Origin of the sequence: Endozoicomonas sp. ONNA1, from assembly GCF_024606325.1 — a bacterium.
In the GTDB taxonomy this organism is placed as follows: Bacteria; Pseudomonadota; Gammaproteobacteria; order Pseudomonadales; family Endozoicomonadaceae; genus Endozoicomonas_A.
This window is the reverse complement of record NZ_JAHHPN010000043.1, coordinates 1-12438: the sequence shown is the minus strand read 5'-3', so window position 1 is coordinate 12438 and position 12438 is coordinate 1. Positions and strand designations below refer to the sequence as shown.

8 protein-coding genes are annotated in these 12438 nt (G+C 48.0%); 6 read left to right on the top strand and 2 right to left on the bottom strand.

Annotated features, from left to right (window positions below; translation table 11 throughout):
• Positions 1-935: 935 nt before the first annotated feature.
• From KDK19_RS01000 to KDK19_RS00990, 3 genes are all read left to right on the top strand, one after another.
• Positions 936-2762: a hypothetical protein gene (locus tag KDK19_RS01000; RefSeq protein WP_257291151.1), complete on the top strand. Its 1827-nt coding sequence runs from the start codon at positions 936-938 to the stop codon at positions 2760-2762.
• Positions 2763-2911: 149 nt separating this feature from the next.
• Complete coding sequence (locus KDK19_RS00995) at positions 2912-3622, top strand: 16S rRNA (uracil(1498)-N(3))-methyltransferase (RefSeq protein WP_257279864.1); 711 nt, start codon at positions 2912-2914, stop codon at positions 3620-3622.
• A gap of 70 nt (positions 3623-3692) precedes the next feature.
• Positions 3693-4487: a DUF2059 domain-containing protein gene (locus tag KDK19_RS00990; RefSeq protein ID WP_257279863.1), complete on the top strand. Its 795-nt coding sequence runs from the start codon at positions 3693-3695 to the stop codon at positions 4485-4487.
• On the opposite strand, the gene KDK19_RS00985 is transcribed toward KDK19_RS00990, so the two are convergent.
• Positions 4484-6703: a primosomal protein N' gene (locus KDK19_RS00985; protein WP_257279862.1), complete on the bottom strand. Its 2220-nt coding sequence runs from the start codon at positions 6701-6703 to the stop codon at positions 4484-4486. The two genes, KDK19_RS00990 and KDK19_RS00985, sit on opposite strands and share 4 nt — an antisense overlap.
• A 320-nt stretch (positions 6704-7023) precedes the next feature.
• Here KDK19_RS00985 and rpmE point away from each other — a divergent pair, with 320 nt between their 5' ends.
• From rpmE to KDK19_RS00970, 3 genes are all read left to right on the top strand, one after another.
• Complete coding sequence (gene rpmE / locus KDK19_RS00980; RefSeq protein ID WP_257279891.1) at positions 7024-7239, top strand: 50S ribosomal protein L31; 216 nt, start codon at positions 7024-7026, stop codon at positions 7237-7239.
• A gap of 128 nt (positions 7240-7367) precedes the next feature.
• Positions 7368-8186: a thermonuclease family protein gene (locus KDK19_RS00975; protein ID WP_257279861.1), complete on the top strand. Its 819-nt coding sequence runs from the start codon at positions 7368-7370 to the stop codon at positions 8184-8186.
• 244 nt (positions 8187-8430) lie between these two features.
• Complete coding sequence (locus KDK19_RS00970) at positions 8431-9681, top strand: malic enzyme-like NAD(P)-binding protein (RefSeq protein WP_257279860.1); 1251 nt, start codon at positions 8431-8433, stop codon at positions 9679-9681.
• Between the two features lie 122 nt (positions 9682-9803).
• Here the strand turns inward: KDK19_RS00970 and KDK19_RS00965 are convergent, their stop codons facing one another.
• The gene (locus KDK19_RS00965) at positions 9804-12284 is read right to left on the bottom strand and encodes a penicillin-binding protein 1A (protein ID WP_257279859.1); all 2481 of its coding nucleotides are present in this window, start codon (positions 12282-12284) and stop codon (positions 9804-9806) included.
• Positions 12285-12438: the final 154 nt, after the last annotated feature.

Here is a 12438-nt window from a genome sequence, read left to right as displayed (position 1 = left end):
CTCAATTTCTTGCAATCCTCGCTACGGACGCTTAAGTCCGACAGGCTGCTAGTCTCTTCTGGCTATTCCGGTGCGGTTGCTGTTTGAGCCGGTATATTCATCTCCAGATTTATCAGGCGTTCAGTGCCAGATTAAAGTTGAGATTTCTCTTGCTGTCAGGTTATGAGTGAACCCTGTCACTTAAATGACTCGCCCAGCTTTGACTAAGTTGAATAGAGGAATGAAATTATTGCAGGACGCACATGGCTAATGTTAACAAGACTTCGCAGGACGACAGTATCCTGTATCACCTCAGGATGGCTGCCATCAGTATTAGAAAGGCAACCTCTCTGGTTTTTGGTAAAGCCAGAGCTTTCTGCCGAAGTGTCGGTGCTGTCCTGATTCCTACCCGTCTTAAAAAAAGCCAGGATTCCTTTAAACCGCCTGCGTCATCTCTGAACCAACGTTCCATAACACCTATGGGACCCCAAAGGCTATCAGCAGTACTAAAAGGCTATTCGTTTGCTGAAATAGATGCATTCAAGGGCGATTTCAAACTCCGGATTAAAGAAGTTATGGATGATATCGTCGCTATTGAAGGCGAGAAAGAACCGGAGCTATACAAGAAAATACAGATCAGCCTTCTTCACAGAATTGATGATTGCCCCTCCCTAAATGAGATGCTGGTGTTGTTGAATGATGTGGTGCCAGAGCCCTATCAGAAGAGGCTCTGTATGAGCTTCCTAAAGATCGGGCGGGACACCGGGGCCAATTTGGGGTTGTCAGAACAGGGCCGTTTATGGCTGGAATCCACAATTCGAAATGAATCGTTTGAAGAGTTAAAGGAAAATCTGTTTCAGCGATTCAAATCCGAACTGGGTCAATCCACTGAATGGCTGGCTGAAGGTTTTAAAGAATACACAGCGAAAGAACGCAGTTTTTTGCATTCGCTTCAGATGGCTGAAGATATACCCGCAATGGTTTCATGTTTCGATAACCACTTTGAGCATTGCGAACAATATGGCTACCTTCTGAAAATGAAAAAACTTGTGGAGCAGGCTGGATATCGCCTGAAAGCTCTTAAGGTAAAGGTTCCGCTGCTGGCTTATGCCGATGAATTGAGTGCGTTCAAAGAGAAAATTTTCCCTCTCCTGGAACTGATTCATAAGAATGAAGAGGAGCAGATAGACAGTCGATCCGGCCTCAGAAAAGATCAAATCAGTGCACTGGCCCTGAGTTTGATGAAGGCCAGCGATATCAATGACGCCTTTGCTGTGATCAAACAGGAAGCACCTTCAAAATACGCGAAAAACCTGCTGACTGCCTTCAAAGAAATCTGTGTGGAAACCGGCGATGAGGCGCGGTTGGATCCATCCATAAGGCAGTATCTGGAAGATCGTGAAAACTGGGCTGAAGACACCTCCTTAGACTTACCCTGGAGTCATGTGTCTGAAGACATGGAGATGGTAGTCCGTCTGCAGAAAGAGCTGCTGGTTGATATTGACAATGTGATCCAGGGAATTTCGGAAGCATGTCATGCGAAGGCTGATGTAGAAGAAAGGGTTGAGGAGGAAGAGTCTGATCCGCCTGGAATAAAATACGTCGTCGTTCCTTATGCCGAGGTCAGACCGGAAGAGCTGCCAGAAGTTAAAGCGCTGAAAGCCCTTGAGACAAGGGTAGAACGCTGTGTTTCTTATGAAGACATGGTCAAAGAGGTGATCGAGCGTGCGCCCGAAAAATACACCAGACATCTGTTGGGTGGATTGAAAGAAAATTATCAAAACCTGAAAGACGCTAATAAGGAACCCTCTGGTTCGCGGGAGGTTTTACAAGTTTCCGATGTTGCGTCGGTTGATATTGACGAATTAAGAGATTTCGAGGTGTCTTTAGATGAGGCTCTAGCCTTAAATAACGCTCGTGATCCTGAAAAAAAATATAATCTGAATCGAATGTATGTGGGGGATGAATTAAAAATAACAATGCTAAAGACATCTGATGATTCTCAAGGAGAAAAAACATCAGATGATCAGCAAGATTTTTTGTGTGACCTTGTATCTCAAGGCGGTACAAAAAAAGTTTTTAAAATTAATATAAAAGGTAAAGGTTTTGCCATTGCAGTGCCGGCGGAAAGTTATCAAGTGGAGCGCTGGGATACCGCGTTAAAGGAAACACAGTCAACAGAACAACTCAGGCAGCTAGGTTTTAACACGCTCTCTTATCATAAAAACGTTCTTGTCGAGATAGACGGTGTGACTGTTCCCGCAATCGTTATGCCTTTATTTGACGATCTTGATGGACACATTGCTGATGATAAAAGCGCATATAATCTCGATTCGTTTATAGATGACATGGTTGTTAAAGATCAGATTACTGGAAAGGAGTTACAGGTTAAAGAAATTCCTGATGAAGAGGTATTTTTTGGCGTACTCCAGCATGCTATTCGAGAAGTGGCTGCATTGGTAAAAAATAAGATATATCTGGAACCTGACTCAATTAACTATCAGATATCGGAGTCTGGTGATGTTGAGTTGTTTTTGTTTGATTTACCAAAAGAGATAATCAAAACAGACTTCACACAAGATGCTCTATGCAGAGCTTATGCTTCTAGCTTGATAGATTGTTTTGTTGACTGTATGAAGGATAGGTATTGCATAGGATTTGATACAAGTCATAAAAACTTAAAATTCAGGAAAAAATTAGCTGACATGATTAATCAAGCTGCAATACCTGATGGATTCCGTAGATCTCGCAGGGGAAAAAAGCAAAAGAACAAACACTCCTGATTATTTTCTACGGTTGATGCTCAGGCTCATCGATTACAGGAGCCAAGTTCTCCCCACTGTATCAGGTCTTCGATAAAATTAGCCTTTCGTTAAGGAGGCTTTATCTGGAAAATGCATGTTTTGTTTTCTGACTGTTGATGCGTCCCGATATGAACTTGCTGTTATTGACTCCTACCGATTTTATTTCTGAAAGCCGCGTCAGGCTGATAGGCAGACCCCTTCAGCACGTCCTGAACGTTCATCGCTCTCAAGCCGGTGACAGGATCAGAGTAGGGCTGCTGAATGGAGAAATGGGTGAAGGCGTCATTGTTTCTCTGACGGATCAGGCAATGGAGTTGGATGTATGTCTGAACAAAAAGCCTCCTGAGCCTCTACCTATGACCATTCTGCTGGCGTTACCCCGTCCGAAAATGCTGAAAAGGATTTTGCAGCATTTGTCGTCTATTGGAGTTAAAAAAATCATCCTTATGAACAGCTACCGGGTTGAGAAAAGCTTTTGGCAGTCGCCCTGGTTGTCAGAAGAAAAAGTGCGTGAGCAGCTTATTCTCGGGCTGGAGCAGGCAAGGGATACGCTGTTGCCAGAAATTATTCTTGAGAAACGCTTCAAGCCTTTTGTTGAGGATCGCTTGCCAGCCATTATGGAAGGCAAACGTTGTTTTGTAGCCCATCCTGTCGGCGGAGTCCCTTGCCCTCATCAGGTAGACGATGAGGTGGTTCTGGCGATTGGGCCTGAAGGTGGGTTTATCCCCTATGAAGTGGAAAAGCTGGAGGAGGCAGGGTTTGATCGGGTTCATCTGGGCTCAAGAATTCTTCGGGTTGAAACCGCTGTCACCGCGCTGACCAGTAAATTGTATGACTGAATCCCATTTTACACGCTCTTGCGGTTTAGGTATGTTGTAAGCACAGCCTTCCTGTTCGCAGGGTGAGTGTATGGATACACAATGCAACTTTACGTTGCCCACATTGAGCCATTTTTCAAAAACTCTGGCGTTCATTCTTCTGTTTCTCTTGAACGGAAAACTTATAGCCGCTGACAAAGGTGTGTTGCTGGATGAACTCTATGATAACGCTCAGCTGGAACAACAGCTTGGTTGGGTATTGTCCAGCATGACCATTGACCAGAAGCAATACACACTGCCACCAGAAGTGGTGAATACGGTTAATCAGGTCGTCAAGGTTCGCTACAGTCCGGGTCTTTTTAAATCTTCCATGGAAGCCACTCTAGATGAAGCGTTGAGTGTCGGTGAATTACTGAAACTTCTGGACTGGTATAACTCATCACTAGGGCAAAAAATTCTGCGTTTGGAAATGGAGGCTAACGATCCTCGCAATGCACTTCGTATGCAGGCTTACATTGAAGACAAATTATCCCGAGAGTTACCTCGAACCAGTCGCATACGTCTGATTGAAGAATTGATGGAAACGCTGGATGCGGTTGAACTCGGTACGGAACTAGCTGCCAGTGCGTCGGTGGGAGCCAAGCGCATACTTCATGAAGTGATGCCGATCAATGATGGGCGTCCTTTAAGGCCGCCTGAGGTGCTTAAAGCCAGGGAAAAACCGGTCATTCGTAAAGGGATGAATGACCATATGAGGTACGTTTATCTCTATACCTATCGAAGCTTGCCTGACAATGAGATTCGCGCTTACCTGAATTTTGCCAGAAGCACCGCCATGCAGAATTTCCAGCGTGGTCAGATTCAGGCTATAGCCCGAATTCTTTAGCTCATCTCCTGGGGGTCAACGTCCAATGTCCAGCGCAGGTTTTTTGGCAGTTTCATGGAATCCAAATGTTTGACGGCAATATCCAGTAGGCGATGCACAGAAACACGTTGGTCTCCCTGCAAAAACAGCTGGTAACGATAGCGCCCCTGCCTTTTTTCCATAGGAGCCGGGATGGGGCCCAATATCCTGGCAGGGCTTTCCTGGTGGTGGTTTAGTAAAACATTCCTGAGACTTTTTAGTAGATTCTCACCCGCTCCCGCCATAGACGACTCCGTTCTGAACAAAGCCAGATAGCCTTCAGGCGGCAGTTTGAGCTGTTTTCGTTCACTCATCAAACTGTCTGCAAAGCGACTATACGGTTGGCTGACCAGCATCTGCAAAGCAGGATGCTGAGGGTTATGAGTTTGAATGATGACATGTCCCGGTTTTTTTTCTCTACCAGCCCTGCCAGCAACCTGAAGGATCAACTGTCCGGTTTTTTCCAGTCCTCTGAAATCAGAACTGAACAGACCGGAATCGGCATTGACTATCGCTACCAGCGTGACATCGGGGAAATGATGGCCTTTGGCCAGCATTTGAGTACCCAATAGTATGCAGGGTTTGCCGGTGTGGATCGTATCCAGAATCTCTGAAAGCGCATTTTTTCGACGAGTCGAATCTCTGTCCACTCTGATCAGAGGGGTATTCGGGAACATTTGCTCCAAAATTTGTTCACACCGTTCGGTACCCTGACCCACAGGCTGGAGGTTTTTGCTGTGGCATTTTGGACATGACCAGGGGATAGCAGTTTGATAATCACAGTGGTGGCAATGCATATGAGGTGGCAGGCGATGCAGTGTCAGGTGGGCATCGCAGTGCGGACAATCGGTCACTTCACCGCAATCGTGACAGATCAGGGAGGGGGCGTAGCCTCTGCGGTTTAAAAAGACCATGACCTGTTCGCCCTTATCAAGGGTAGTCTGCATTCTTGTTATAAGGCTCTGGGCAAACCCTTCATGGAGTAACTGCTGACGGATATCGAGTAGTTCCAGAGTCGGTGGACGGGAATGCCCGGCCCGACTGCTGATCTCCATGTGACTGTAACGACCTTTTCTGGCGTTTATAAGGGTTTCCAGAGAGGGCGTGGCAGATCCCAGGACGACGGGGCAGTCTGCTATTTTTGCCCGGTATATAGCCATATCCCGGGCATTGTATCTGAGGGTATCCTGCTGTTTGTATGAGTTGTCATGCTCTTCATCAACAATAATTAATCCCAGCTTGGGTAAAGGCGTAAAAATGCCTGAGCGGGTAGCAATCAATACCCCGGCTATGGAGCGACTGGCAGCAAGCCAGCCCTGAAGACGTTCGCCATCACTCAATCCAGAATGAAGACAGACCACAGGGACAGAAAAACGGCTGCGAAATCGTCTGACGGTTTGAGGCGTCAGACCAATTTCAGGAACCAGAACAAGAACCTGTTTACCGGCTTTGAGCGTCGCTTCGATGGCCTGGAGGTAGACTTCTGTCTTACCGCTTCCGGTGACGCCATCCAGTAAAACAGGGTGAAAAGAGGGGGATGCCAGAATGCCTTTAAGAGCAAAAGCTTGTTCAGAGTTCAGTGTCAGGGGCTCTTGTTTTAATGGGTTTGTATGTTCAGTGAAATATCGGTCAACCCGCTCAACTTCTCGAACAACTACCCGTTGTTTCTTTTGCAATTGGGTGAGAATAGTTTTGCTAAAACCGACTTCCCGGAGCTCAGTCTCTGATAGACCTTCAGGGTATTTTTCCAGCCATTGCAGGGCCTTGAGCTGTTTGTGAGCTCTTTTCAGGGATTGGGTGATGGCTTCATCAAGCGGAGCAGCAAGGCTCCAGAGTGCTATTGTTTCCCGGGTTACAGGCTTTCCCTGTCGAAGAGCCTTGGGTAATGCCTGAAGCAAGGTTTCTCCAAGGCTGTAGTGATAGTAACTGGATGCCCAGCGGCAAAGTTGCATGATGTCTTCAGGAATCAAAGGGACCCGGTCAGGAACGGCAGAGACTTTTCTGAGCTTTTCCCTGGGGTGGTCAGATTCCTGTTTAATGGCTTCGATTATGCCAACCAGCTTTCGGGGTCCAAAAGGAACCTGAACTCTCATACCCGGTTGAAGGTTCGCCTTATTATCTGGCGGAAGATAGTCGAACATCTGCCTCAATGGGGTGGGTACGGCGACGCTGAGATAATTATCGTCACATGAGGTCATGAGGCTGCTGTTCAGTGGCTAATGGCGTTTCAATGATTAATGCTGTCAGAAGTCTTCCGACAGAAGTCCTCACCAGTTTAACCTGAGTTGCGGTTCGGTTGAAATGAACAGCCAGTGAAATACCGGTATTTGATTGACGGGGATACTTTGGTATGATTCCGCCTCAATTTTCCAGGGTCACTGACTGGCAGTCTCCGAGCAGTACTTTCGAGTCACTGCTCGGGTATGCCTGTATGTGACCATTTCGCGTGCGGTGCCTTGGCCGGGTTGCTATTAGCCAGAGACCGGGTGGCGGCACGCATTGTTTTGAGGTAGATCCCATGAAGCCGGAAATCCATCCGAATTACGAAGAAATCGAAGTTACCTGCTCCTGTGGTAACAAGATTAAGACTCGCTCTACTCTGTGCAAAGACCTGCACATTGAAGTTTGCTCCAAGTGCCATCCATTCTACACCGGCACTCAGAAAGTGATGGACACTGGCGGTCGTATCGAGCGCTTCACCAAGCGTTTCGGCAAGGTTGGTGCTCGCAAGTAAGGATTTCTGATGCTTGCATTTTAGGTGGCTCTCAAACAGCCATGAGTCAGAAGCGGTCATGAACTATAGACAGCATGGGTTGAAAATACCGCTATGCTTGTTCGAAGAATGATTCGAAAGGTAGCATAATGATTTCTTTTGACCTTCCTGGCTGTGCAAAAAAGGCGATTCACACTTTTGTGGGCGCCTTTTTTTATGTCTGGATATTTTTCTCGATCTCTCCTCTATACGCTACTACGTCCTGTACCCTGAAAGGCCCTTCAGAGACTGTAAAGTGGGACTACATCGCTGACGGCGATTCACTAACGCTGAAGGATGGCCGTAAAATTCGTTTCCCCTCTATCAACACGCCTGAAATAGCCCATGAAAATAAGTCGGCAGACCCCTTCGGTGATTTAGCCTCTCTGACCCTGAAACAGCTGTTATCAGGCACGCAGAAAATCAGGATTCAGGCTGTTGGAAAAGATCATCATGGTCGGGTGCTGGCCCATCCCTTTCTAATGGACGGTCGATCCATCGAGTCGCTGCTTATCGAGAAAGGTCTGGCTTACCAACTGTTTTCTGAAGAGCCTGATGCTTATCGACAATGTCTGAAGCGGCAGGAAGCAGAAGCCAGAAGAGAGAAAATAGGTGTTTGGTCAAAAAGTCCTGCTCTGGATATCAGGGCCGACAGGTTGAAGCCGGGTTTTGCAATACTCAGGGGCAAGGTCGTTGAGGTTGCTAATCCCAAAAAGAGTGATTTTCTTTGGGTGGAAATGGATGGCCCGGTGGTTATTCGTGTGCCCAAATCCTCTTTAGATGCAGCGTGGCTGAAAGGTCTGATAGGTCAGCGTATTGAGTTCAGAGGTTGGCTGGTTGATCGCAAGGAGAAAAATAAGGGAGAAGGTCGTTATAAGCGTTGGATGGTAGGTATTTACAGCCGCGATGGTATTCAAAGGTTAGAATAATGCCCTTGTAAGCCCGGTGGGTGGTCTGTCTTTTTGTATGGAAGACATTTGATTGCATTCGCGTAGTAAAGGTTGGCACAAAATGTTTTGCTTATGCTATAGGCATCTCGTTTTCGGCATTAATCCGGATGCCCGGTCTGTAGATATACTTTTCCGGCCGACTGAATCCTTGTTCGATAAACGGTGATCCTATATTCTCCACTCTTACGATCTCATATTTTCATCAGGATTAAAGTACAAGGATATGAAGCAAGCCGCTCTGGATTACCATGCCCAGCCAAAACCCGGAAAGATCTCGATTGAACTGACCAAGCCAGCCGAGACTGCCAAAGATCTGTCTCTGGCCTACAGTCCGGGTGTCGCAGAGCCAGTGCGTGAAATCGCTGCTGACCCTGAAAATGCCTACAAATACACCATGAAAGGTAACCTGGTCGCGGTGATCAGTAATGGTACAGCGATTCTTGGCCTGGGTAACCTTGGCGCACTTGCCAGTAAGCCTGTTATGGAAGGTAAGGCTCTGCTGTTCAAACGCTTCGCCGGAGTCGATTCCATTGATCTGGAAGTGGACTGCGAAAGCCCTCAGGATTTTATTGACACAGTTAAGCGGGTTGCCGGCAGCTTTGGTGGTATTAACCTTGAAGATATCAAGGCGCCAGAGTGCTTTGAAATCGAACGTCGTCTGATTGAAGAGTGTGATATTCCTGTATTCCACGATGATCAGCATGGTACGGCCATTGTCACTGCCGCAGGTATGTTGAACGCTCTTGAGATTGCCGGCAAGAAGATCGAAGAAGCTCGTCTGGTTTGTCTCGGTGCCGGTTCCGCAGCCATCTCTTGCGTCAAGTTGCTGATCAGCTGTGGCATGAATCCGGCCAATATTTTTATGCTGGACAGCAAAGGCGTTATTCACACAGAGCGTGATGACCTTAACCAGTACAAGGCCTTGTTTGCGGTTGAGACAGATTGCCGTAACCTGGACGACGCTATTAATGGGGCTGATGCTTTCCTGGGGTTGTCTGGCCCTGACCTGCTGTCTTCGGATCAGCTGGCAAGGATGGCTGAGAATCCTATTGTATTTGCCTGTGCCAACCCTGATCCTGAAATTCGTCCGGAGCTGGCCAAAAAAGTACGCTCTGATGTCATCATGGCAACAGGTCGGTCTGACTATCCAAATCAGGTGAATAACGTACTTGGCTTTCCGTTCATCTTCCGTGGTGCTCTGGATGTTCGTGCCAGTCGTATCAATGAAGAGATGAAGGTGGCTGCTGTTCACGCTATTCGTGAACTGGCTAAGGAAGCAGTCGTTCAGGAGGTCATTGATGCCTATGAGGGAGCCGAGCTGAGCTTTGGCCCGGAATACATCATTCCCAAACCGACTGATCCTCGTCTGCTGGGTTCTGTTGCTGCCGCAGTGGCAAAGGCTGCTGTAGATTCTGGGGTAGCCCGTCAGCCTTATCCTGCCCATTATCCTCTGCAGTCTCTGGACGATATATAAGCCTGAGATTCAGTTGTTAAAAAAGCCCGGCCTGGTTTTCAGGTGCGGGCTTTTTTGGGTTCCTGAAGCCTGGCCCGATCAGAACTGGCAAAAAAGTCAGAACCTCCGGGCGCGACGGAATCTTAGAACAAATCTTCCGGTTTGAGTGAGCCGCTATCTTCCGGGGAGGGACTCCTTCCCTCGCTCAGCCTCTTGGGTGTATTTTCTTTCCTGAACACTTCGAAAATGGCTTCAGGATCGCCTTGCTTTGCCAGCTGTCCTGTTCTTGGATCAATTCGAACCGTTTCTATGCCTGCTGGCTGAGGCAGGCGTCTTATCGGTTGATCTGCCAGAGCGGTTTTCATGTAACTGATCCAGATGGGAAGAGCGGCATTGGCTCCAAACTCCCAGCGACCCAGGGAGGAGAAGTTATCCATGCCGACCCAGACACTGGTAAGCACATCAGGGTTAAATCCGACAAACCAGGCGTCCTTACTGTCATTTGTGGTACCTGTCTTACCACCAATATCGTGACGTTCAAGGACTCTTGCTCTTTTACCGGTGCCTTTCCAGATAACATCGCGCATGATGTCGTTGAGGATATAATTGACCCGTCTGTCCATAACGGACTCAGCTTCATTGACAGCTTCAACAGAAGCCAGAGGTTTGTCCTCCGGCAGAGGTGCGGTTGAGGTTTCAGTCACCTGTTCTGAGACTAATCCTTCTTCAGCAGTCGGTTCCTTCCCGCAGTCCCGACAGACAGTCACCGGATTGGCCTCGAATACGGTGTCATCCAGAACATCGACTCTCTGAATCAAGTAGGGCATCACTTTGTATCCGCCGTTGGCAATCGTAGCGTAACCTGTGGTCAATTCCAGCGGTGTCATGGAAACGTTACCCAGAGCCAGAGAGAGGTTTCGGGTTAGAGTGTCCTCAGGCAATCCAAGCTTAGTCAGGAAGTTTACGGTGCGCCTGACACCAATTTGCCTGAGGATGCGAATCGAGATCAGGTTCCTTGAGCGATAGAGGCCTACCCTGAGTCGCGTTGGGCCGTTGAACTTCATATTGTCATTATTCGGGCGCCAGATGCCTTCAAGTCCCTGGTCAGTGAAAACAACAGGAGCATCGTTGATGATGGTAGCGGCGGTCAGCCCCTTGTTCAGAGCAGCCATGTAGATGAAAGGTTTGAAAGCCGAACCCGCTTGTCGGATAGCCTGTGTGGCACGATTATACATGCTGTCGTAGAAATTGAAGCCGCCTACCAGGGCAAGAATAGCTCCATTTTCCGGACTCATGGAAATCAGCGAAGATTGCGCCTGGGGTTCCTGGGTTAAACGAAAGCGACCGTCAGGCATCTTTCTCACCCAAATCAGGTCACCGGGCTTCAGGATGTCTGACGCCTGTCTGGGGTTGTAGCCATAAGCATTAACATTGATAAAAGGCTTTGCCCATTTGAGGTTGTCCCAGTCAATGTGATCGGTTTTGTCCTCTTTCATCAGGATTGTCACCGATTGATCTTCTACCGCGGTGACCACAGCAGGAATCAGGACAGCGGTAGAATGGGTCTCTTTCAGAGTCTGTTTCCAGATAGTCGCTGCATCTTTTTGCTGTTGAATGAAGGACTTACCTTCTTCGTCCTCATTCAGGTTGCTAACGGGTCCCCGATATCCATGCCTTTCTGTATAAGCGAAAAGACCATTGGCAACGGCTTCGTTAGCGGATGTTTGTAAGACACTGTCAACGGTAGTGTAAACCTTGAAGCCTTCCGTGTAGGTTTCCGGGCCAAACCTCTCAATCATTTCCTGACGAACCATCTCGGCAATGTAAGGGGCCTGCAGTTCAATTTTGGGGCCGTGGTAACTCGCTGTCACCGGAGCCTGAACAGCCTCTTCATAATCCGCATGGCTGATGTAACCCAAATCATACATTCTGCCAAGAATCCAGTTTCTGCGAACCTGTGAACGTTCGGGGTCATTGATTGGGTTATAACGGGAAGGGGCCTTGGGCAGTCCCGCGATCATGGCCCATTGAGCCAGATTGAGTTCATCGATGGATTTGCCGTAATAAACCTGTGCCGCAGCCTCGACTCCGTAGGCGCGGTTACCCAGATAAATTTTATTGAGATAGAGCTCAAAGATTTCGTCTTTGGTCAGTCCCTGTTCAATCTGTAGAGCCAGCAGAATCTCGTTGAACTTTCTGGAGAATACCCGTTCGTGACTCAGGAAGAAGTTTTTCGCCACTTGCATGGTGATCGTACTGCCCCCTGACTGGATGCGACCGGTTGAAGCAAGCTGAAGTGCAGCCCGCATCAGACCCATAATATCGACGCCATGGTGGTGGTAGAAGCGATCATCTTCGGCAGCCATGAACGCTTTTATCAAGGGTTTGGGGGCATCTGCGAAGTGGATTGGTGTTCGGCGCATTTCGCCAAACTCTGCGATCAGTTTTTCGTCCTTTGAAAAGACGCGCAGAGGCGTCTGCAGGTGAGTATCTCGCAGGGTATCAACTGAGGGTAGCGAAGGGCTCAGATAGAGATAGGCACTGGCTGCTATCAGGGTAATGCCACTGACGGCTGCCAGGCCACTCCAGAGTAGAAATTTTAAAATTTTTACCGATCGATTCATGCTTGGCTGATGTCCAGTTCTGGCTTGAGGAGGCTGACCGGGAATAGACAGTTTCCTGGCAGTTACAGGAGGGGCATTATAAAGGGAAATGTTCAATTTCCCTAGCAGCCTGTCGGACTTAAGCGTCCGTAGCGAGGATTGCAAGAAATTGAGG